General features: G+C 46.0%; 23 protein-coding genes. 20 read left to right on the top strand and 3 right to left on the bottom strand.

The window, feature by feature from the left end:
- The first annotated feature begins 3 nt into the window (after window positions 1-3).
- The 18 genes from ACOQOE_RS10910 (at window position 4) to ACOQOE_RS10825 (ending at window position 15,244) form a co-directional block, all read left to right on the top strand.
- The gene (locus ACOQOE_RS10910; protein ID WP_420553982.1) at window positions 4-408 is read left to right on the top strand and encodes a hypothetical protein; all 405 of its coding nucleotides are present in this window, start codon (window positions 4-6) and stop codon (window positions 406-408) included.
- A gap of 19 nt (window positions 409-427) precedes the next feature.
- Window positions 428-1,321 carry a Mu-like prophage major head subunit gpT family protein gene (locus tag ACOQOE_RS10905; protein WP_420553981.1) on the top strand — a complete coding sequence of 298 codons (894 nt, stop codon included), beginning with the start codon at window positions 428-430 and terminating at the stop codon, window positions 1,319-1,321.
- A gap of 11 nt (window positions 1,322-1,332) precedes the next feature.
- Window positions 1,333-1,713, top strand: coding sequence for an HI1506-related protein (locus ACOQOE_RS10900; RefSeq protein WP_420553980.1), 381 nt, complete (start codon window positions 1,333-1,335; stop codon window positions 1,711-1,713).
- A gap of 2 nt (window positions 1,714-1,715) precedes the next feature.
- Complete coding sequence (locus ACOQOE_RS10895; protein ID WP_420553979.1) at window positions 1,716-2,225, top strand: gp436 family protein; 510 nt, start codon at window positions 1,716-1,718, stop codon at window positions 2,223-2,225.
- Window positions 2,225-2,677, top strand: a complete 453-nt coding sequence (locus ACOQOE_RS10890) for a phage tail terminator protein (RefSeq protein ID WP_420553978.1) — start codon at window positions 2,225-2,227, stop codon at window positions 2,675-2,677. Before ACOQOE_RS10895 ends, ACOQOE_RS10890 begins: the two co-directional genes overlap by 1 nt.
- Complete coding sequence (locus tag ACOQOE_RS10885; RefSeq protein WP_420553977.1) at window positions 2,677-2,838, top strand: DUF7210 family protein; 162 nt, start codon at window positions 2,677-2,679, stop codon at window positions 2,836-2,838. The genes ACOQOE_RS10890 and ACOQOE_RS10885 overlap by 1 nt, the downstream gene beginning before the upstream one ends.
- 11 nt (window positions 2,839-2,849) lie before the next feature.
- The gene (locus tag ACOQOE_RS10880; protein ID WP_420553976.1) at window positions 2,850-3,608 is read left to right on the top strand and encodes a hypothetical protein; all 759 of its coding nucleotides are present in this window, start codon (window positions 2,850-2,852) and stop codon (window positions 3,606-3,608) included.
- Entirely contained in the window at window positions 3,608-4,087 is a 480-nt protein-coding gene (locus ACOQOE_RS10875) for a DUF6631 family protein (RefSeq protein WP_420553975.1), read from the top strand. Before ACOQOE_RS10880 ends, ACOQOE_RS10875 begins: the two co-directional genes overlap by 1 nt.
- 23 nt (window positions 4,088-4,110) lie before the next feature.
- Window positions 4,111-4,248, top strand: a complete 138-nt coding sequence (locus ACOQOE_RS10870) for a hypothetical protein (protein WP_420553974.1) — start codon at window positions 4,111-4,113, stop codon at window positions 4,246-4,248.
- 1 nt (window position 4,249) lies between these two features.
- Window positions 4,250-4,549, top strand: a complete 300-nt coding sequence (locus ACOQOE_RS10865; protein ID WP_420553973.1) for a hypothetical protein — start codon at window positions 4,250-4,252, stop codon at window positions 4,547-4,549.
- A gap of 93 nt (window positions 4,550-4,642) precedes the next feature.
- Window positions 4,643-7,888 carry a tape measure protein gene (locus tag ACOQOE_RS10860; RefSeq protein WP_420553972.1) on the top strand — a complete coding sequence of 1,082 codons (3,246 nt, stop codon included), beginning with the start codon at window positions 4,643-4,645 and terminating at the stop codon, window positions 7,886-7,888.
- On the top strand, window positions 7,889-9,097 hold the full coding sequence (locus ACOQOE_RS10855) for a hypothetical protein (RefSeq protein ID WP_420553971.1): 1,209 nt from the start codon (window positions 7,889-7,891) through the stop codon (window positions 9,095-9,097).
- On the top strand, window positions 9,094-10,488 hold the full coding sequence (locus ACOQOE_RS10850) for a phage head spike fiber domain-containing protein (protein ID WP_420553970.1): 1,395 nt from the start codon (window positions 9,094-9,096) through the stop codon (window positions 10,486-10,488). Before ACOQOE_RS10855 ends, ACOQOE_RS10850 begins: the two co-directional genes overlap by 4 nt.
- An 8-nt stretch (window positions 10,489-10,496) precedes the next feature.
- A complete protein-coding gene (locus ACOQOE_RS10845; RefSeq protein ID WP_420553969.1) occupies window positions 10,497-10,733 on the top strand; it encodes a hypothetical protein in 237 nt (78 codons plus the stop codon).
- Window positions 10,730-10,927, top strand: coding sequence for a hypothetical protein (locus ACOQOE_RS10840; protein WP_420553968.1), 198 nt, complete (start codon window positions 10,730-10,732; stop codon window positions 10,925-10,927). Before ACOQOE_RS10845 ends, ACOQOE_RS10840 begins: the two co-directional genes overlap by 4 nt.
- Complete coding sequence (locus ACOQOE_RS10835) at window positions 10,927-13,872, top strand: phage tail protein (RefSeq protein ID WP_420553967.1); 2,946 nt, start codon at window positions 10,927-10,929, stop codon at window positions 13,870-13,872. The genes ACOQOE_RS10840 and ACOQOE_RS10835 overlap by 1 nt, the downstream gene beginning before the upstream one ends.
- Window positions 13,873-13,874: 2 nt before the next feature.
- The gene (locus ACOQOE_RS10830; protein ID WP_420553966.1) at window positions 13,875-14,543 is read left to right on the top strand and encodes a hypothetical protein; all 669 of its coding nucleotides are present in this window, start codon (window positions 13,875-13,877) and stop codon (window positions 14,541-14,543) included.
- Complete coding sequence (locus ACOQOE_RS10825; RefSeq protein ID WP_420553965.1) at window positions 14,543-15,244, top strand: hypothetical protein; 702 nt, start codon at window positions 14,543-14,545, stop codon at window positions 15,242-15,244. Before ACOQOE_RS10830 ends, ACOQOE_RS10825 begins: the two co-directional genes overlap by 1 nt.
- Before the next feature lie 76 nt (window positions 15,245-15,320).
- Here ACOQOE_RS10825 and ACOQOE_RS10820 read toward each other — a convergent pair whose 3' ends face one another.
- Complete coding sequence (locus ACOQOE_RS10820; protein WP_420553964.1) at window positions 15,321-15,869, bottom strand: sugar O-acetyltransferase; 549 nt, start codon at window positions 15,867-15,869, stop codon at window positions 15,321-15,323.
- Window positions 15,870-15,976: 107 nt separating this feature from the next.
- Between ACOQOE_RS10820 and ACOQOE_RS10815 the strand changes: the two genes are divergently transcribed.
- Window positions 15,977-17,071, top strand: a complete 1,095-nt coding sequence (locus tag ACOQOE_RS10815; protein WP_420553963.1) for a site-2 protease family protein — start codon at window positions 15,977-15,979, stop codon at window positions 17,069-17,071.
- Window positions 17,072-17,098: 27 nt separating this feature from the next.
- Window positions 17,099-18,352 (top strand): DEAD/DEAH box helicase, encoded by a 1,254-nt coding sequence (locus tag ACOQOE_RS10810; RefSeq protein ID WP_420553962.1) that lies wholly within the window; start codon window positions 17,099-17,101, stop codon window positions 18,350-18,352.
- A gap of 80 nt (window positions 18,353-18,432) precedes the next feature.
- Here ACOQOE_RS10810 and ACOQOE_RS10805 read toward each other — a convergent pair whose 3' ends face one another.
- Entirely contained in the window at window positions 18,433-19,953 is a 1,521-nt protein-coding gene (locus ACOQOE_RS10805) for a peptidoglycan-binding domain-containing protein (RefSeq protein ID WP_082792424.1), read from the bottom strand.
- Window positions 19,954-20,064: 111 nt separating this feature from the next.
- The gene (locus ACOQOE_RS10800) at window positions 20,065-20,646 is read right to left on the bottom strand and encodes a DNA-J related domain-containing protein (protein WP_067867293.1); all 582 of its coding nucleotides are present in this window, start codon (window positions 20,644-20,646) and stop codon (window positions 20,065-20,067) included.
- Window positions 20,647-20,778 lie beyond the last annotated feature (132 nt).

The raw sequence follows: 20,778 nt of genomic DNA, 5'->3' as shown, positions 1-20,778 counted from the left end.
CCCATGGCTCTGTCTAAAGATCGTAATACGAAACGCCGCGAAGGCATCCAGCACAGTGACCCAGTTGCTGCTGCAACTAAGATCTATGCGGGTGCGCTGGTCTGTCTGGATGCCAGCGGCAACGCCGTGCCTGGTAGTACCTCTACAACGCTGACCGCGCGTGGTCGAGCTGAAGAGTACGTGGATAACAGCGGCGGTGCTGCAGGTGATGAACGTGTTGAGACACGCCGTGGCGTCTTTTTGTTTAACAACAGCGCGACTACGGATGAGATCACCCGCGCTGATATTGGTAATGACTGCTATATCGTCGATGACGAAACTGTGGCTAAAACCAATGGTACTTCAACTCGCTCAGTAGCTGGCAAAATCCACGACGTGGAGAGTGCTGGTGTCTGGGTCGAACTTTAATCCGGCCCAAGAGGACTAAATGATGGATATTAATCAGCAAAATTTACAACTGCTGTTTACTGGCTATAAAGCGGCGTTTCAAAATGCATATGATGGTTTAGAAGTCGATTTTGATCAGTTTGTGTTGGAGGTAATGTCAACGACCAGCAAAGAGTCGTACCCATGGCTAGGGCAGTCAACTCGCTTCCGTGAGTGGTTGGGCGATCGTGTTATTCAGAATCTGGAATTGCATGATTACACGATTAAAAATAAGTCGTTTGAAAACACGGTGGGTGTTGGCCGCGATGCGATAGAAGATGACTCCTACGGTATTTTTACGCCATTGATGGCTCAATTGGGGCAAGATTCTAAACAGCATCCGGCTGAATTAGTTTATGAGCTGCTATCGGCTGGTTTTTCTGAAAAATGCTATGACGGGCAGTACTTCTTTGATACCGATCACCCTGTGACTGATGCGGATGGCACGGAATCATCTGTATCAAACTTCCAAGGCGGTAGCGGGACGCCATGGTTCTTAATTGATACAACGCGCGTGATTAAACCGATCATTTTACAGAAGCGTAAGCCGTACAACTTTGTGATGCTCAATGGCGAAAAAGATGAAAACGTCTTTATGCGCAAAGAGTATTTGTATGGTGTTGATGCGCGTTTGAACGTGGGTTACGGCTTATGGCAGTTGGCGTATGGCTCAAAAGAGACATTGAATGCTACTAACTTTAACGCAGCTTTTGCAGCGATGCAGAGCATGACTGGCGATCAAGGGAAAAAGCTAGGCATTCGTCCTAAGCTGCTGGTCGTACCTGCGACGCTACGTGAAAAAGCGTTAGAAGTGATTAAAGCTGAGCGTAACTCAAATGGTGCTACCAACGTCAACCGTGATGCGGTGGATGTGTTGGTTACTCCGTGGCTGTAAGGGGGTGATGTATGACTGTAAAGAAAACATCACCGACTGTGCGTAAGCCTCGCCGGAAAACGGTTAAAGCGGATGCTAAGCCTGAGTTGCCAGAGCATGAGGAACAACCTGCAGAAATAGCTTCAGAGAACGAAGCTAGTAAGGCACAGGACGTGCCATCTTTGCCGGATGTTGAGGGCTGGGATAAAGACCTTGAGGTTGAGGGTGTGTGGGTGCGTTCTGTTGGCCCGCGCTTTCGCCGCGCAGGGTATTCGTTTACTCAGGCTGGCAATGGCATTGCCCTGCATGCGTTATCAGAACAGGACCTTGAGCAACTAGAAGCCGAGCCGGCTTTGGTGGTTGAGCGTGTAACGTTTACGGAAGTTCCGTTTACGCGGCCAGAGGCTAAGTAGTGATGTATATAACCCGCTCCCAACTGTCTGAAAGACCTGGTGCACGTGAACTGGCTGAAGTGGCCACGGCTGCGCACCAGCATTTGATTGACAGTGATTTGATGGCAGCCAGCTTGGCTGATACCGATCGCAGTGCATGGTCAGTTGACGAGATTGCAATAGCGGATGAGGCCCTGCAGCGCATCGATGCTGCAGTGGTGGACGCGCAATCTCTGATCGATGGTTTTTTAGCACAGCGTGGTTATCTGCCATTGGATCCAGTGCCAGGTATTGTCACTACGTGGGCGCGGGCTATTACACGTTATAAGTTGCACCAAGATCGTATCTCTGATGATAAAGATCCGATTGTGCGAGATTACAAAGACGCCCTTAAGTTGCTGCAGTTAACAGCGGATGGAAAATTCAGCTTGGGTGCAGACGACCCCATTACGAACAGCCCATCAGCAATTGATTTGCGATTTGAGTCTGATGAAAAAGTTTTTAGCCGTGAGCAACTAACGAGGTTTCGTTAATGTTTGAGCCCTTTGATACCGCGTTGATTGAACGCCACTTGGCTGACGAGGTTTCTGCTGTGCAGTCAGTTGGCGGCGCTGCTGATTATGCGGCGGTCACTGAGATGCGAGGGTTTAGACACGGCACCGCGTATGTTGTGTTAGCGCAAGAGGTTAACACGGCAGATCCGGATGCACAGCCTGGTGCTCGCCAGCGAGGAAAAAGCCAAGCGCTGGTGACGTTTGGGGTGATTGTTGCTGTACGTAATTATCGTGATAGCACCGGAGATGCAGCAAAAAAGGATGCCATGCCATTGATTGGCTCTGTGCGTAAAGCACTACTGGGCTGGACACCCGATTTAGGCATTATGCGTCCTATTGCATGGAAGCAAGGCGACGTATTGGATTACGACAAAAACACGCTTTTATGGATTGATGTATTTACAACAACCCGCTTTATCGGAGGTAACTGATGAGCACATCTAAAACCGCACAACCTAAAAACGACGCACTGCAGGAGGTCACGTTAGCTAAGCCTCACAAGCATGCGGGGAAACCGTGTAAAGCGGGTGACAAAATCAACGTTAATGCGGTTCAGCTAAAGTTTCTGAAAGACCGCGAAATCATTAAATAAGGAGCTATGTAATGGAAGATTTTTCACTACAAGGCAAGGTTTACTTGGGCGAATCCATTAATGGTAAGCCGGGTGCTATGCACTGGGTTAATGATGCGGCGTTGTTGCAAGTATCACCCACGGCGTCTGAAGAAAAGCGTAAAGAGAGCTATTCCGGTAATCGCGGGACCAGTGCCACGATTAACACCGGTACAGAGGTCTCGTTTTCACTAACATTGAACCACGGCAGCGCTAAAAATTTAGCGTTAGGCTTGTATGGCGAGGTTAAAACAGTCGCTGCAGCGAGTATTACCGGTGAGGACTTTCCCGAGGATTTATTAGCCGGTGATTTAGTCATGTTGGAGCGTGGAAACGTGTCGTCTGTTGTTATTCAGGACAGTACGGGGTCTCCTGTAACGCTGGTAGAAGGTACGCATTATGCTGTTGAAGATGCGGTCGGTGGTGTTATTAAAATTATTGATTTGTCTACACTCACTCAGCCACTGAGTGCAAATTATGATCACGGTGGCAGCTCTGATGTCTTGATGTTTAACCAAGCTCCGCCTGTGCGTTATCTGATGATGAACGGTATGAACACAGTCGACGGTAGCACGGATAAAATTCGTGTGCGGTTGTATCGTCTTAAGTTTAATCCGGTGGGTCAATTGGCACTGATTAATGATACGTTCGGTGATTTACAGCTGACAGGTACGCTGTTGCTGGATTCAGCGGCAGAGCTGGATGAGACGCTGGGCCCCTACGGTAAACTTGAGCTGCTGGATGCTGAGTAATGGCTACACGGATAGAAAAGGAGGACCCCCAGAACGATGATTTGGTGGTCCTTCATCCTGAGCAAACCGTAACAATTAATGGCCAAGAAATCACCGTGAGGGAGTATGGTTTTATTGAGGGTTTGAAGTTGCGCCCATTAATGAAGCCCCTGCACGACCGTTTGTATGAGATAACGAAATCAGGCCAGCGGATAGAGTTAGAATCTATTTTGGATGTTGTGTCTGATAATCCAGACGAACTAACTCAACTGATCGCAACGTCTGCGGGTGTAAATGTAAGCTGGATAAACAGTTTAAACGATGCAGATGGCACCTTACTTATGATGACATGGTGGGGTGTGTGCGGCCCTTTTTTCGTACGCAAGCTGAGCGATCGACTAATGACCGCCCAGCTGCAGCGACAAGCGGAAAGAAACGCGATCGCTGGCGCGACGTTTACGCCACCCTCATCGCCAATGGCCACCCCCCTGACCAAATAGGTTTTTATACTGAACGACAGTTAATGCTGTACTACGATGCGGCGTTACGCCATGAACGTAAGCAGCGGAAGGCTATGTTAATTGATACAAATTATGCAGTTAGCGGCGGTAAAGAAGCCTTAAACCATCTTAAATCATTAAGTAACGAAATAGGAATGTGACATGTTTGATAAGAAAACAACTGAGTTTGCTGCTCAACAATTAAACCTTCCTACGGATTGGATATTACGGTATCAATCCATACAAGTTGGTTTTGTTTTCGATACTGAAACGTTAGCAGAGCAGCTTGATACTCGTGATCCTGACGATGACGATTGCTATACCACACTTGAGCTCATTGACGATGCGTTTACCTATGTAGACCTTCCTGAAGGAATTCGATTGATAGGAATGTGTTCCCCATCAGATAGTGAGAACATGAAGTTTGGCCTTGTTGATTTTAGTCCGCTGGGTGCGGCTTAGCCTACCGCTTACCCCTTCTATTGCTTTTGCCCTTGTGCAAAAGACCTTTCTAAATAGCCGTGTCACTATGCCTTTAATTTCTAGGATGGTGACATGGCGAATAAAAACCTTACTCTCGCGCTAAAAATCAAAGCCGATCTGAATCAAGCGATTAGTGAGCTTGACCAGATGGGTTTGTCGCTAGATGACACCCGAAAATCGGCAGATAAGCTGAACAAAACCAATAACACAACAGCGGCTGGGTTCAACACCATTGCCGCATCTGTTAAAGCGGCTACATTAACCATTGCCGCAGGCTTTGGGTTAAATGAAATTATCAGCTCTGCCGATGCGTGGACTGCGTATCAAAACCGTTTGCGTTTGGTGACTGATACCCAGCTTGGATTGCAAATCGCCTCTAAAGACGTTTATGAAATTGCCCGTGAAACCAGCCAGCAATTGGACTCAACCGCAGCGGTTTACCAACGTTTTGCACAGAATGCAGATCGCCTAAATATTAGCCAAAAAGAAACCGCCGAATTAACTGAAACTGTCAGCAAGGCCATTGCTGTTTCGGGTGGTTCTGCCGCCAGTAGTGAGGCAGCGTTGGTGCAGTTTGGGCAGGCGCTTGCCTCGGGTGTGTTGCGTGGTGAAGAGTTTAACTCGGTATCTGAGCAAGCGCCGGCCTTGTTACTAGCTATTGCGGATGGCTTGGACGTTGATATAGGGAAGCTTCGCGAAATGGCTGCTGAGGGCGAGTTGACCGCTGATAAGTTAGTGGAGGCACTGCAAAAGTCTAAAGATGCAGTGGATACTCAGTTTGATGGCCGCGTTAAAATTGTTGCTCAAGGCGCTACAGAGCTAAATGAAGCATTTACTCGATTGGTTGGCACAATGTCGACGACAAACGGGATGAGCGCGACGTTAGCGGGTTCGTTAACGGCTATTGCGGATGTGATTGATAGCATGGCGGATAATACAGAGTTGCTGGGCGCGGTGATTGATACAGCCCTAGTATTAACTGCGGGCCGTGCGTTGATTGCTGTAACCGACTTAACGGCGGGTAAAATAAAACAGATATTAGTTACCCGTGCAGATATTGCTGCTCAGTTGGCTGCTGCAAAAGCGCATGCTGTATCAACTGCTCGTCAATTGGCCTCGGCACGTGCAGCGGGTGCTGCAACAGCCGCTAGTGCTGCACATACCGCTGCGTTACAACGTTTAGCTGCAGCCCAATCAGCTGCGGCGATAACGGCTAGAGGTGTGCTGGGTATTTTAGGCGGCCCCGTGGGTATGATTGCAATGACGGCGCTTGCTGCCACCGGTTTGTATGCGTTCCGTGACAGTACAGATGACGTTAAAAGCAGCCTGTCAGACGTGAGTGAGCCACTGGATAAAGTGGTTGAAGGTTTGCGCCAGCTGACTGAATTGGAACGCCAGCAAGAGCTGACTAGGCTAAGTGAGAAAATTGACCAAATGAAGGACCGTGTGGTTGATGCTGCACGTGAGCTGAGTGCGCTGTCTGTTGATCAGACGCTCGGTGGTGGGAATGCGATATCTGGCGAATCATTAACATCGGGATCAATTGAGGCGATTCAGCTATTGCGTAAAGCATCAGCGGATACCGCAGCGGGTATTGCTGTTGATTTTGATGCCATATTTGCTGCCATACAAACCTCTGAAGACATACCAGAAAAGACCAGAAAGCAGTTGCTAAACTTGATGGAGGTGCTGGTTAAACAGGGGCGTGATGTAGGTGATCTAGAGCAGCGTTATAACGAATTAACCCACGCGTTGAGTGAAACGGAAGTAGCGGCGGATAACGCCGGAGACGCGCTAACTAAAAATACCCCTGCCGCAGAAAAAGCAGCTGCAGCGTATCTGGAATCATTACAAAAGCAGTTCCGCCAGCTGAGCGACCTTTCACCTGTTGAGCAGGCCCGCTCTTACCTGCTGAGAAACCAGATAAAAGAGCACTCGGATTTAGGTCAGCAGATACTGGAGCAAGCCGCTGCCAATCAACAATTGGATGAATCGAACAAGGCGGCTGCTGAGTCGCAGCGCAAGGCTACTGCAGCAGGTAAAGAAGCACAGCGACAAATTGTCGCTCGCCAGCGAGACCAGCAGAAGTATGTAGAACAGCTTGAGCGTAGTGTTGAGGTTTATGGCTTATCTACAGAGCAAACCCGTGAATATGAGCTAGCTGAGAAAGGTTTGTCTGGTGCGTTACTTGAGCGTGCCAGAGCTGCCAATGCGGCATTGGCAACGCAAGAAAAACTGAACCAAGCAATGGAAGACGCGCAGGAACTAGAGCGGATTCAGATACGGTTATTGGAGAACTCCGGTAAAAGTGCAGAAGCCCGTGCGTTGGAGCTGGAGCAGGAGTTTGGCGATCTCCTGAAGCGGCTAAGAGCCGACGGTAATACAGACGGTGCAAATCTAATTGAATCACTGATTGATGTTGAATTGGCGAGGGCTCGGTTAGATGAGGTGCAGGCTGAAATTGATACGGTTTTTGATAAACAAAATCGTGAAGAGCAGTCGATCCAAACTGAACTAGATGCGGGTTTGATTGATGAGTTAGATGCGCGGGAGCGCTTATTAAAGCTTCATAGTGAAACAGCTGCAGTACTAGAACAACAGAAACCCATTCTTGAAGCGTTGGCTAATCAGCCGGGTGCTGTTGGTGAAGCGGCTCAAGCGGCATATCAACAACTAAATGATCAAATTAAGCAGTTACATTCAACCAGCACCTTGCTTGAATCTACTTTAAAAGAGGGTTTACAAGGGGGTATTCAGACGGCTGTTCAGGGCCTTGCTGATGGAACGATGACGTTACGCGATGCGATTGGGTCATTAGTTCAGTCCGTCGCTAATGCAATGACCGAGCTGCTGGCTAAAATGATCGCACAAAAAGCAGTGCTAAGTATGTTTGGTGATTCAGCGGGGTCTTCTTCGGGGTTTTTGGGCGGTTTGTTCGGTTATGCGGACGGCGGCTGGACCGGACCAGGCAGTAAATATCAGGTGGCAGGCGTGGTCCATGCGGGCGAGTTTGTTCAGCCAAGTGACGTGATGCAGCAGCCCGGTGCACTGCCGTTTATGGAATCATTCCGCCGCTATGGCATGCAGGCGCTGAATAGCTTTCAGGGGTATGCGGAGGGTGGCGTAGTTGGCAGTGAGCAAATGCTTCAACCGGCACCCATGGCAGCAAATGGTGGTGCAACAGAGCTGAATATATTTAACAGTTTGGATGCTGGGGATATGGCGCAGCAGATAATGGGAACAACACAAGGTTCCCGCTCTATTGTGAATACTATCCGCTCTGAAAAAAGCCAGATTAAAGCGATTCTGGAGGGTTAAATGACATTGCCTACCGGTGTTGCGGCCGTTTTTCCGTTTTCCCCAGATTGGAGTACTCCTGTTAAGCAGCTACGGGAGTTTAAAACCGATGTTATCACTAGCCGGGATGGTACCGAACAACGACGAGCGTTGCGCTCAAAGCCTCGTGATTATATTGAGTACCAGGTGTTGTTGGACGGGCACGATTCTGCTCGTTTAGATTATTACCTGTGGGCGCTGCAACCCCATGTATTAATGCTGCCTATCTGGCCTAGTAAGCGTTATTTAAGCCTTTCTGTTGATGCTGGGGAGTCTGTTTTAGTGTTAGACAAACCGGTTGGGGATGGTAGTCAGGTCGGTGATGAATGGGTATTGGTTAACGATAATCAGGAGCCTGAGGTTTTTGCGTTGCAATCGATTTCTGGTGATGGTTTAACGCTGGGGGCAGCCCAGCCAATGAGTTCTGATTGGTCAAAAAAATCGGCGGTTTATCCCGCGTGGAGAGTGCACGTTAATGGTGATATTGGTGCAAGTAAGTTAACCAGTTCTGTTATGCGCGCGCCGTTGTCGTTTAAACGATTGGTTGGTAGTTATGAGCCGTTTAGTTGGACTGCTGAGGCAGAGCTAACCATTGATGGTTTGGAAGTGCTGTTGCGTAAAATGAATTGGAATAATGCGGTATCTACTGAACATCAGTGGTCAGCTCAGTTTGTTGATTCGCAGAGCGGCCCGTTTACGTATGAATTAACGTCATCGCTGCCGGTGCGTGTCTATAAAGGTACGGCGTTAGAAGTCGGTCGTGATGAAGTTAGCTGGTATCAAGCGTTTTTTGATCGAGTTCGTGGCCGCCAAACCCCCTTTTTAATGCCTACGTGGCAGAACGATCTCCAGTTGCAGACGCCTGTTGGTTTAACTGATTTTGAGGTGGCAGGAACCGAGCTGGGGCGTTTTATGCCTACGGGGCCGATTCATAGCCATTTAATGTTGCGCAAACGAGATGGGAGCTTTGCTTTCTTTGCCGTGCAGAGTATCGAGGCCGATTACACGTTAGGGGTAACGAGCATAGCAACGGTTGAGCCGTGGGATGAGCTTTATGGCCCTGAGGATTGTTTGTTTGTTTGTTTTGTAAATACGGTTCGTTTGGTGAGTGACACGTTGTCGATTAGTTGGGTTACTGACGACGTGGCTAATATCAGCTTGGCCGTACAAACCGTGGAGGTTGTTACATGAGTTATTCTGACATTGTTACTACAGGCTATCGTGCAATGCCTGCTGAGCTTTATGAGTTTCGGTACGGTAATGATCCTGAAGATATTGTGCGTCTTACGTCTGCTGATCAGGATTTAATACTCGGTGCTGATACCTATATCTCTATTACTATTGAACGCGATACATATGATGAGGACGGCAATCCGGATGACGGTAAACAGTTGTCTATTCGTATTCAGCGTGATAACCCGTTTGCTGATATTTATCGCACTTCTGATTTTGATACAGCGGTTACATTTAAGCTACGGGCTGTGGATTTGAATGACCCGGATTTGCAGGTTATCGGGCTTTATTCGGGCAGGTTAACGGGGGTTAGTTGGGAGCACCCTCATATGGTTGTGTCGATTGAAAGAATGACCACAACGATGAAGCGCTCGGCGCTGCGAGCGCGCTATCAGCGCCAGTGTCGACATGCGTTATATCACGGGCAGTGTCAATTAGATAAAGCCAACTGGGCAAAACCCGCACATGCTATTGCTGTGTCTGCGCCTACGCAGCTGGTTATTAATGAAGCTGCTGCATATGAGGATGGCTACTTTACGGGCGGCATTATTGAGTACAACAACGTGATGCGCTATATCACAGGCCATGCGGGCTCTGCCGTTACGTTAAATCGTGAAATTATTGGCTTGGCTGAGAATCTTAGCGATCGCGGTATTGTTAACCGTTTGCTGTTTAGTGAAGAGTTGAATAATGCGGCGTGGTCTGCTGCTGGCCTTTCTATTACCGCTGATGCGGTAAATGCCCCTAGCGGTTACCAAGTGGCGGATTTGTTGGTTGGTGACGGGGCTACGGTATCTCCTAGAATTTATCAAAGTATGGCGATTACTGAGACTAATAACGTTGCATTTACCCTGAGTGTGTATGTTAAAGAAAACGATGCGCCGTATATAGCGCTGCAGATTAAAAATGAGACCAGCGATGATTTGTACTGTGTGAAGTGGCTGTGGACTGGGAATGTTTTGGCATTCGATAGTGTACTGGACGCTGCGGGTGTATCTGATACGTCAAACAGCATTAGTGATATGGGTGATGGTTGGTACAGAATTACGATAACCGCAACGCTGGTATGTGCTGTTGATGATGTAATCCAGAGCTCTCCTTTCCTGTATTACGCTGAAGCGGGTTTTGGGAGCAGTTATCTATGGGGTGCGCAGTTAGAAGCGGCTGCTGTTGTCAGTGCATATCAACGTAATTATGACCATGTGGGTGGATTAGCTGAGGTTACGTTGTACCCCGGTTGCGATCGATTAGATGCTACCTGCAGCAGTAAATTTAACAATATTGAAAACTACGGTGGGTTTGATTTTGGTCCGCCAAAGGGGCCCTTTGAAGGTAATTCATTGGTGTAGGTGAAGATATGGGATTTTGGGTTCAGTTTATCATCTCGGTAGCGCTGCAAGCGGTTACTAGTTTGATTTTAGGTAAGCCTCAACAGGCGCATAAGTCATCTGCTGAGAAGTTTGAGGTACCTACGGCGCAAGAGGGCCAGCCTATCCCTATCTTGTTTGGTACTCGGCGTATCAGCGGGCCTAATGTGGCATGGTACGGCGATATTAAGACGGTTCCGATTAAGTCCGGTGGTGGTAAGAAATGAGCGAAGTTTTAGTGACATTTCAAGACCTGCGCAAGCTGAAGTACTGTGCTCCTAGGGTGCGTGTTTGGTGTGACGATCATGGTATAGATATTCGGCGTTTTAGGGCAGGTATTCCCGCGTCTGAGTTACGCGCTACCGGTTGTGGTTTGGCGATTAAAGCCGCTGAACTGGCAGAACGGGAGGCAGTTGAATAATGGGTGGCGGCAAAGGTGGTGAACAGACCGTTGGCTATAAATATCATTCTGGCGTGCACTTTACGTTGTGCCACGGCCCTGCCGATAAAATTATTGATATGCAGTATGCCGATCGCGAATGCTGGATTGGTGAAGAGTCTGGCAGTTCCACAGGCTATGGTCAGATGGTTGTTAATAAACCGAGTTTGTTGGGTGGTGATAAACGCGAAGGCGGTGTTCAGGGGACTATAGATGTAGGGATGGGATATCCAGAGCAGCCTATTAATAGCTATTTGAGTACGAAGTTAGGTGGTTTTGTCCCTGGGTTTCGTGGTGTTGTCAGTTTGATCGCAAAGCAGTTTTATTGGGGTAATAACCCATATTTGAAAGCGGTTAATTGGTTAGTTCAACGCATTCATACTCGCTCTGATGGTAGTGAGCAGTGGTATGATGAGAAAGCTGAGGTTTTAAATTTTTCATTAACGGGTGAGACGTTTAGAGAATCATTTACCGGCGAGTCACTATCTGAATACAGTTATTATGATTTCCCTAGCGCTATAGGCCAGGGCTCTATGAGCGATTTTGGCATAGTCGATGATGATTTCGGGCCTGCTATTTTTGTGGGTACCGGGCCAGATTTGACGAGTGTGCACATATCCGCATATAAAACGATAGTATTAAACACATCCAATAGACCGCTGCAGCACATATCATTTAAATTTAAAGCGTTGTCTTTTGGTCCTAACGATAGCCCTGGTCTAGTTTTTCGTGACTCTAGTTTTAATACAGTATTTTCATTTAACACTAGAAGAGATGAGTCTGTAGACGTATTACGAAGACCTACATTTAGCTTTACTGATATTTCAGGTTCTGCTGGTTATCCTGTCGGTTTAGGCTCTGTAGATATAGACACATGGTACTATGTAACAGTTGATTATGTTAATGAAGCCGAGCTCTTTTTAGGTAAAGTTGTTAATTATTCAACTCAAGAAGTTTTTGGTGAAGTCACAATACCCGTCGGTGTTCTTAATCAGATAACTAGCATTCATTTTGAAAACGATCACGACTCGTCTAGTCACGCAGGAACGGGATTGTTTGATGACATAGTTGCAAGTGCGGCGGCGACAGCTGGCGACATGAACCCTGCTCATATCATACGCGAAATTATGACCGACACCGTTTGGGGTGCTGGTTTTCCTGAGCCTGAGATTGGTACGTCCTACAGTGGTATTGCAGATACGCTGTTTGATGAAGGCTTGGGCCTATCTTTTCTTTTTAGTGACGAAATACCCTACTCAGAGATGATCGATGAGGTCATGCGTCACATAGATGCTGTGCGATATGAAGATCCAGAAACAGGGCTGCAGGAAATTAAGTTAATTAGGGGGGATTATGATGTTGGAACATTGCCCTTACTCGATAAAACAAACTCAACTCTAGAGCAAATAACTAACCCTAGCGATTACGAGCTGGTTAATCAGATCATTGTTAAATATTGGAATCGTGAAACTAATTCATATTCGACTCTGACACTCCAAGATACCGCGGCGATCAACATGGTTGGCCATATTGTTAGCCAAACGATGGAGTACTCCGGTGTTACAAACGATAACGTTGCGTTGCAAATTGGGCTGCGTGATTTAGCACGATTTAGTAGACCGTTTCATAAAGGAAGAATCGTAACAAACCGTAAATTTTTTAATTTAAAGCCGGGTGATTTGTTCCGTTTGACTGATCTAGATAGCGGTGTCAGCGAGATGATTTGCCGAGTAACTAATCGTAAAGAATCCGGGGCACTTTCTGGTGAGATAACGATTGAGTTTGGGGAAGATGTTTTTGGCCACGAGTATTCTGCATATGCACTGCCTGCTAAAACAAAATGGGTTGATCCAGTAGGAGATCCGTTGTCCTTTAGTCATGATACTGCGTTTGAATTGCCGTATTTGTTGATTGTTAAGCAGGTAGGCGAAACAGCGATTGCTCAGCTAAATGATACATCTAGTTTTTTTGGGTTTGCCGGTGCTCGCCCAGAAAGCGGTGCTCATATTAACTATGACTTGTATGTTTACCCTGACGGCGCTGTCCAAAATCCCGATAGTGAATTTTCTATTTCAGCCGATTTTACTCCAATAGCGGTTGTTGATACGGATGTCGACGACCCCTCTGAAGTTATTATCCCTGTATTACCTCTAGACGCCATGGACTCAGTTCGTGAAGATCAAATAATTTTGGTTGGTGATGGCGCTGACACGGTTAGAGAGGTTGTTTCATTAAGCGCAACCGTCAGTGATGGCGATACAAGTATTACTGTTAAACGGGGTGTAATAGATACTATTCCACGCCCAATCACTGCAGGAACTGTACTTTACTTCGTTGGAACCTTTTCAGCTAATTCAGATACTGAGTTTTTACCAGGTGAAACGGTTGAAGGTTATGGCGCACCTAAAAACGGGAATGGCTATTATTTAGGTCCGTATAACTACCATGATTTGTTAATGCGTGGGCGATTTAATCGACCGTATCCAGCGGCTAACTTCAAAATTGATGGCGTCTATCCTGCGGCAATGGTTCAGCCCACATCGTCAACCGTTCAGTTAACGTGGAGACACCGTGACCGAATAACACAGTCGGATCAGGTAATCGCTTACTACGATGATACAGATTATGGACCAGAGAATGGCACAACATACAGAGTGGAGTCAGATGCATATGATGCCAATGGAGATCTGATCACTGCAAATTGGCTAAGCACTGATGTGGGGTTGGTGGGTGCTTATAGTCTGAATGTCGCTGCAGCACCTATCGGAAGCCGCTCAATTAATGTGAGAGTTTGGACCGTTCGAGGCGGAGAAGATTCATTACAGTCAGTCAATGCAGTTATTTTGCTTGATGGCGATTTATTAGTAACGGCAGATAGTGAGCCTTTCATCACTGCCGATGGTCAATATTTAATTACGGGGTCTTAACTGTGAGCAAGAAGTTTTCAGATCTATCTGCACGACTGGGTTCCAGCATCTCTGGCACTGAAATTGTCGCTATCGAAGGACCGGCAGGAACTGCATATACTGCTAGCACGATTTCTGCCGCTGCATCAGATAATAGTATCAACGATTCCGCAAACAGCTTGCCTATAATTCCTGTTGGTGCCGCTGTAAATATAAGCGGCTTTGTCGATGCGTCGAGTGAGTTGAATGGAGAGCAAGTTGTTGTTTCATCTAATGCATCAAAGTTAGTGATCGACATTGACATTACGACAGATGAATCAGCTGGCACGAGTGTTACAGTCCAGCAACGTAATAAGTCGTATATAATGACGCTGACTGAGTTATCAACTTATGTGGGATTAAGCGCCCCAAGCGGCACTGCGACTGTTTATGATGCAACGGGCAATTCAGCGCTAGCGCGCAGCAACGGTGAGATTCAGCTATTTACGTTATCAACTGATACGACATTTACTATCTCTATAAGCAGCGGAGAATCACTAATACTGCATTTAGCAGGCGGTGGCACTCATGCACCCACGTGGCCAGCGTTAACTTGGGTGGACAGTGCGCCAGCTTATAGCGCTAATGACGTAATTGTGTTCTGGAAAGTTGGTTCGACACTCTATGCCGCACATGTTGGAGGCCACGCATAATGTTAGCAACAATGTTGAGGGCTGCATCGCTAAAAGACAGCCCTTCAATCGGAGGGATACCGAGTGATTTTATTGCACGATATGTTTTTAGCGGAGATTACGATGACGAGACTGAGAATTATGATGCGACAAACAGTGGCTCTTCGTTTGTTGAAGCTGGCGACGGCCCTGCGGGCACTGATGCTGGCATAACAACGGGCGCTGGTGCGTTTTTAACACTCCCAACATCGTTAGCGTCTGCGCTAGGCGCGGGCGCCGGTACTGCTAGTTTTGCGGTGAGAACCGCTTCGTTTTCTAGTGTATTGCAAATACTGACTGGTTCGGACATATCTTCAAACAATAAATTTCTATCGATTAATTTCGATCCAAGCACTTCTAAATCTCGAATTGTCAGTAATAGCGTTAATGTGTACACATCTAATGCAATCAGTACGTCCGCTTGGACGCATGTAATTATCAGAACAACGGGGTCTAGTACGTCATTTAGAATTGGCGGCGTTAATACAACTAAAACCGTTACAGCTGGCTCTGACACTGGCGCGTGGTTCGGTGATATATCTAGCATTGACAACATGCACATTGGTAAATTACAGCGTACAACAGCAATTGCCGGCGGCGAGTTTGATATAGCGTACATGACACTGTATTCGAGACACATATCAGATGCTGAATGTGTCCTATTAGAGAATGAATACATATAATGAAATTTTTTTTACTACGTTGAAAATATAAAATCTAGTATTTATCGCGCAGCTTGGTTTTATTTATCGCGCGGCGCTACATCTTAAGCACTTTAGCGGGTACACCGGCGACCAGTGTTTGTTTAGCTACATCTTTTGTTACAACTGATCCTGCTGCGATGACAGCGCCTTCATCTATAGTCACACCGGGTAATATTGTTGCTCCCATGCCTATCCAAACATCTTGAGCAATTGTGATTGCTGCTGCTTCAGTTGTACCTTTCTTTCTCTCTGAGGCCTGCAATGGATGAGTTGTAGTGCTAATAACAACATTGGGGCCTATCATCACATTGTTGCCAATAGTAACGGGAGCTGCATCAAGGATAGTACCGTTATGGTTGATATATACATTCTCTCCAAGCTGGATGTTATAGCCATAATCGCATTGGAAGTTAGGTTCAATCGTAGGTTTGAATCCTTGGCCTAATAATTTACTTAATTTCTGTTGGCGCATGCCTTTTTGATCTGGGTGTAACTGGTTATATTCGAAGCATAGAGCTTTGGCGCGTTTGCGTTCTTTTACAAGTTCAGGATCAAGTGCGTTGAAAGGTAATCCCGAGAGCATTTTTTGTTTTTCACTTATCATCGTATGTGCTCAGCGTTTTAGGTTAAGACTTAGGCTTAAGAGCTTTCTTGCTTGTTCTAGATGCTACATAATGCGCGCTTATTCATTAGGTTGCAGCGAGCATTTCTTTGCAGTTACTCAAGATCGATTGTTTAGGCCGTGAGCTTCGTTTAGAAGGATCTATGGCCGGTTGGCAGGCATTGTACTGGGATAATCAGTTGGTGTCTCAGCATGATGCTAGCGCAGACCCTTCCTCATCCTCTCTACATAGTTTCCAGTTAAAAGCGGGGGAGCAAGAGCTCAATTGCGTGCTTCAGCTTGAATTAACATGGCAGCCATTTGCATTAAGTTATTCATTACAGCTAAGTGATGGTTTGAGGGACGAGCTTCTCAGCCAAGGTGAGCGGAGTGAAAAGGATATAGAAGCTCAAGTGATAGAGCCTCGTCCGAAGCAGCCTAATAAAGTGAGTTGGTTAGGTATAGGTTCCTTAGGGTTAAAGCTCTTTAAAAGTGCAAAGGTTCTGAAAGTTCTTTTTGCCGCAGGTAGTTTGGCAGCATATACCTGGCTGTTTTCGATACAGTTCGCGATTGCCCTGATACTTTGTTTAGTGTTTCATGAGTATGGGCATATTCGTGCGATGAAGCGTTTTGGTTTGAAAACAAAAGGGATCTATTTGATTCCGTTTGTAGGGGGCTTAGCCCTGTCAGATGATCGTATTAATACCCGTTGGCAGGACGTTTATATATCGATTATGGGGCCGTTCTTTGGGCTATTACTCTCCTGTGCATGTTTGCTTGTTTATTGGTTGACTGATATAGAGCTTTTTGCGGGTTTGGCTGCCTTTAATGCGCTATTAAACTTATTTAACCTCTTACCTGTTTTACCTTTAGATGGCGGGCATATTTTGAAGAGTATCGCTTTTTCAGTGAACTCTGTTATAGGTTTAGTTTGTTGTGCTTTAGGTGCTATTGCTGGGGTTGTACTCAGTTACTATTTTAATATGACATTGTTAGGTTTCTTATTAGCGATCGGCAGTATTGAGATTGTGTTTGAATGGAAGCGTCGACATATAAGCGATCTGCTACCTTTAGATCGTTATGGTCAGACTGTATCGGCTGTTTGGTATTTTAGTACGGTTGGGGGCTTATGCGCGGTTATTTGGGTGTTGGCGCAGAGTGGTAATGAGGCGTTGGCACTACCGATGAAGATCCTTGGTAGTTGAGCAACGGGATAGCGGGACGGTAAATAATTGAACTTTACAGAATTGAGTCTGAATCCTCTTATCGTAAATGCAATCGAGAGTGCGGGTTATAGTGAGGCGACGCCTATTCAAGCGGCGGCGATTCCTGTGATTATGTCGGGGCGTGATCTTTTAGCTGGGGCACGAACGGGCACAGGTAAAACCGCCGCTTTTGCTTTGCCTTTGCTAAATAGAATTCTCAGCGAGGATGAGCATCTAAACGATACTGATAACCTTAAAAAAGTATTAAAAATCCTTGTCTTAGCGCCCACACGTGAACTGGCTCAACAGGTTAATGATAGTTTTAAAAAGTATGCCAAAGGTAGCGGATTTAGATCGGCGGTTGCTTACGGTGGGGTCGGAATAGCCCCTCAAGTGAATCAAATAAATAAGGGGATTGATCTTCTTGTTGCGACCCCTGGACGTTTACTTGATCTCATTAAAAAGCGGGTGGTTAAGTTATCGACCATCGAAGTGCTAGTGATAGATGAAGCTGACAGAATGCTGGATATGGGTTTTAAGGATGAGATTAAAGCGGTAATGAGTAAATTGCCTAAATCTAGACCTGAGGCAACACTCAGACAGACATTGTTATTCAGCGCCACTTTGAGCGATAACATCTATAAATTTAGTAAAAACTTATTACATAAGCCTGAATTGATCGAAGTGGATCAGCGTAATAGTCGATCTCTTGATGTGCAGCAGGTTGTTTATAATTGTGATCCTGAACGTAAGTTGGCTTTGGTTGGCCACCTTATTGCTAAGCAGGGATGGCTGCAGGTCTTGATTTTTAGCCGGACAAAGCAGGGTGCAGACAAGATTGCTGCGGCATTAAGCTTAACGGGTCTTTGTGCTGAGGCTATACATGCGGATCGTTCACAAACATCTCGTGAACAGGCCTTGTCTGATTTTAAAAAGGGCTTAGTTAATGTGCTGGTTGCTACGGATGTGGCAGCACGCGGTCTGGATATTCAGCAGTTGGAGGCGGTGATTAATTTTGAGATGCCGTATAAACCAGAAGATTATATACATCGTATAGGCCGCACAGGACGAGCAGGGCATCAGGGAAAAGCGATTACTCTGCTTATTGAGGAGGAAAACTATCTTTTAGAAGAGGTTGAAGCTCTTCTTGATGAGCGTTTACCACAGCAGTGGTTAGAGGGGTTCGAGCCAGATTTTACTCGGGTGATTGAGGTGAATCGAAAGAACTCAAAAAGTGCACAAAAACGCAGGGCAAAAAAGCGAGCATTAGGTAAACGTTGATTATTACAAGAAAGCCCCTACAAAATGACAGCTAATCTTTTGTAGGGGCTTTGGTTCCAGCTAAAGGTTTTTAACGTTTATTAAATGGAAACATTAAGCGCTTTTACTGTTTCTATATTAATGTATTTATCCGTAGGCAACTGATTGTCGCGTTGGAAATCATTAACCGCACTCATCGTCTCGCGTCCTACAACACCATCAATCTTACCGGGATTATAGCCTTTGCTAGCCAAAGCGCGTTGAATATCCATGATGGTAGTACGCGTCATATTGGTTTCACAAAGAATCGAGCGCCATTCCATATAGCCATCTTTATCTATTTTGCTTAATGAAACGGTTTCGTACTCTGCTGGAATTTCTGTACGGTTTTCGCTAGCTGCTGACGCTAGTTTGGTCACTGTTACAGTTTCGTATTTAGCAGGGATTTCAACTTTCTGCGTTGTCGCAGGCGTTGCTACTACAGTACGTTTGATTGTTTTGTACTGAGCTGGTTGCTCAGTTAAACAGATCTTATTACCTGTGCGTGTTTCTCTTGGGTGTTCATGGTTGTGTACTTCGTGCCATACAAAAGCAACATCACTGACTTTCTTCGTGACAGGTACATCTTTGTATTTAGCCGGTACCGTTGTACGCACCTCTTTTGCTTCAGAAACTAGCTCTTGTACGCGAACGGTTTCATAAACAGCTGGGATTTCAATCGTGCGAGTTGTCGCAGGTGAAGATAGAACGCGTTTAGTTACCGTTTTGAAGGTGTCAGGTACTTCAACTAGGCACATGATCTCGCCGGTTGCCGCATCGATTTTTTGGATTGGACCCGTGCCTTTTTTCCAAATAGTGTGGGCAGGTACGTCGATCACTTGTTCTGTCACAGTAGAGTACTGAGCTGGGATCTCTTCAATACGTGTACTGGCTTCTTTCACCAGTACTGTTTTCTCAACCCAACGGAATTCAGCGGGTTGGGTGGTTACCACTTCATATTCTTCTTGAATAAGAACAGGTTCATTTACTTGTTCAAATTTTGCAGGAAGGTAATGTTCATGGAAACACATTCCAGGCTGTGCTGCTGCTAGATCGATACCATGTTCGCTGGCTGCATCAAGTAGTTTTTGACTGGCAGGAGCGCTGCCTTTTTTTAGATCGATCAACCACTGAGTGCTGGCTTCTTTTACCAGCTTTTGCTCAGTCACTGTTTCGTATTGAGCAGGAACGGCAATCATCTTATAGCTAGCAGGTTGAATAAGTACTTGTTCCGTTACTTTTTCATAGGATGCAGGGATGATGTCGACTTTCTCACTCGCATCTTTAACAAGTAAGGTTTCTGTGTAGTTTTGATAGGTTGGCTCTACCCAAACACGGGCATAGCATTCGCCGGGCTTAGCATTAGGGGGAAGTAGTTCGTTACCATCGGATGTTTGCTGAGTTTCAGCTTCACGTTTTGCAACGGCTTTTTCTCGTTCAACGAGTTCTTTGTTTCTTTGTTCTAATTCTGCTGCTGAATAAGGGGATGATTGGACTTGTGGATTGTTTCCACTACAAGCCGCTAACAAAATAGCGCTTGAGATGAAGCTGAGTTTGATTATACCTTTACTTGTGATAACCATGGTTCCTCCTGGATGGGGTTTACAAGTGTCGACCTAGGGTATTTTAGAGCGTGAAACTTAAGGGAAGCTGTACAGCTCTATCAGCAACTCATGGAATTAAGTATAAAGAGACTATTGTCTTATGCATACAAGCACTTCGTATGCCTCTCTTATTTTAATGAACTGTTCTGGGTCGCCTCCTTTATCGGGATGATGTTGGGAAGCTAGTTGTTGGTATCTTCGACGAATGCTGTTTGTATCGGTGTCACCCTTTAACCCTAAAGTGGCAAGAGCGTGTTCTGCTTCATCAATTTTGTAATAACGTTGCCAGAAACTATCCAGAAGAGTATCAACACTTTCTTGATCGCTTTTTAAAAATTCATTCCAGTCAAGATAGTAAGAGCGTATACCTTCGTCAGAGACTGGAGAGGTTAGCGTTTTATCGGCTGTGTTTTGTCTGGGGCTGAGTTCTATTTTTAATGCGGAGATAGATAGGGATAATCCCTCTTCCCAAAAGACAGGCTGCAGTTGATAAAGAGCATTCATTACTAAAAAGTGGCGACGGAATAAGGTTAAATCAGCGGAAGGGTCTGTGGGTAGCTTTAAGTCGTTATCATCAAAGGCTAACTGTTGAAAGAGTTCATATTCGCTGATCGCTTGAGGAGAATCCCTAAGGATTTTTGCGATAGGTAATAATAAAGGGTTATGTTGCATAGTGCCTGGATAGATTTGAATGTGTGATTCAGCATAAAGTTAATAGATGCCTCTTTCCAGTTTAAGTGTAGGTTATTTATCTCTTTTAAGGTTTATTATGCACTTGGCATCTATTTACCTGTTTTTAGGGCT

The sequence above is a fragment of the Neptuniibacter marinus genome (assembly GCF_965223595.1).
Classification (GTDB): Bacteria; Pseudomonadota; Gammaproteobacteria; order Pseudomonadales; family Balneatricaceae; genus Neptuniibacter; species Neptuniibacter marinus.
The sequence above is the reverse complement of the archived record's forward strand: the minus strand, read 5'-3'. Positions and strand labels throughout refer to the sequence as shown.

What these genes read in the sequence shown, in the direction of transcription:
- ACOQOE_RS10910 (WP_420553982.1), top strand. Translation starts at nt 4, where the DNA reads ATGGCTCTGTCTAAAGATCGTAATACGAAACGCCGCGAAGGCATCCAG.
- ACOQOE_RS10905 (WP_420553981.1), top strand. Translation starts at nt 428, where the DNA reads ATGATGGATATTAATCAGCAAAATTTACAACTGCTGTTTACTGGCTAT.
- ACOQOE_RS10900 (WP_420553980.1), top strand. Translation starts at nt 1,333, where the DNA reads ATGACTGTAAAGAAAACATCACCGACTGTGCGTAAGCCTCGCCGGAAA.
- ACOQOE_RS10895 (WP_420553979.1), top strand. Translation starts at nt 1,716, where the DNA reads ATGTATATAACCCGCTCCCAACTGTCTGAAAGACCTGGTGCACGTGAA.
- ACOQOE_RS10890 (WP_420553978.1), top strand. Translation starts at nt 2,225, where the DNA reads ATGTTTGAGCCCTTTGATACCGCGTTGATTGAACGCCACTTGGCTGAC.
- ACOQOE_RS10885 (WP_420553977.1), top strand. Translation starts at nt 2,677, where the DNA reads ATGAGCACATCTAAAACCGCACAACCTAAAAACGACGCACTGCAGGAG.
- ACOQOE_RS10880 (WP_420553976.1), top strand. Translation starts at nt 2,850, where the DNA reads ATGGAAGATTTTTCACTACAAGGCAAGGTTTACTTGGGCGAATCCATT.
- ACOQOE_RS10875 (WP_420553975.1), top strand. Translation starts at nt 3,608, where the DNA reads ATGGCTACACGGATAGAAAAGGAGGACCCCCAGAACGATGATTTGGTG.
- ACOQOE_RS10870 (WP_420553974.1), top strand. Translation starts at nt 4,111, where the DNA reads ATGCTGTACTACGATGCGGCGTTACGCCATGAACGTAAGCAGCGGAAG.
- ACOQOE_RS10865 (WP_420553973.1), top strand. Translation starts at nt 4,250, where the DNA reads ATGTTTGATAAGAAAACAACTGAGTTTGCTGCTCAACAATTAAACCTT.
- ACOQOE_RS10860 (WP_420553972.1), top strand. Translation starts at nt 4,643, where the DNA reads ATGGCGAATAAAAACCTTACTCTCGCGCTAAAAATCAAAGCCGATCTG.
- ACOQOE_RS10855 (WP_420553971.1), top strand. Translation starts at nt 7,889, where the DNA reads ATGACATTGCCTACCGGTGTTGCGGCCGTTTTTCCGTTTTCCCCAGAT.
- ACOQOE_RS10850 (WP_420553970.1), top strand. Translation starts at nt 9,094, where the DNA reads ATGAGTTATTCTGACATTGTTACTACAGGCTATCGTGCAATGCCTGCT.
- ACOQOE_RS10845 (WP_420553969.1), top strand. Translation starts at nt 10,497, where the DNA reads ATGGGATTTTGGGTTCAGTTTATCATCTCGGTAGCGCTGCAAGCGGTT.
- ACOQOE_RS10840 (WP_420553968.1), top strand. Translation starts at nt 10,730, where the DNA reads ATGAGCGAAGTTTTAGTGACATTTCAAGACCTGCGCAAGCTGAAGTAC.
- ACOQOE_RS10835 (WP_420553967.1), top strand. Translation starts at nt 10,927, where the DNA reads ATGGGTGGCGGCAAAGGTGGTGAACAGACCGTTGGCTATAAATATCAT.
- ACOQOE_RS10825 (WP_420553965.1), top strand. Translation starts at nt 14,543, where the DNA reads ATGTTAGCAACAATGTTGAGGGCTGCATCGCTAAAAGACAGCCCTTCA.
- ACOQOE_RS10820 (WP_420553964.1), bottom strand. Translation starts at nt 15,869, where the DNA reads ATGATAAGTGAAAAACAAAAAATGCTCTCGGGATTACCTTTCAACGCA.
- ACOQOE_RS10805 (WP_082792424.1), bottom strand. Translation starts at nt 19,953, where the DNA reads ATGGTTATCACAAGTAAAGGTATAATCAAACTCAGCTTCATCTCAAGC.
- ACOQOE_RS10800 (WP_067867293.1), bottom strand. Translation starts at nt 20,646, where the DNA reads ATGCAACATAACCCTTTATTATTACCTATCGCAAAAATCCTTAGGGAT.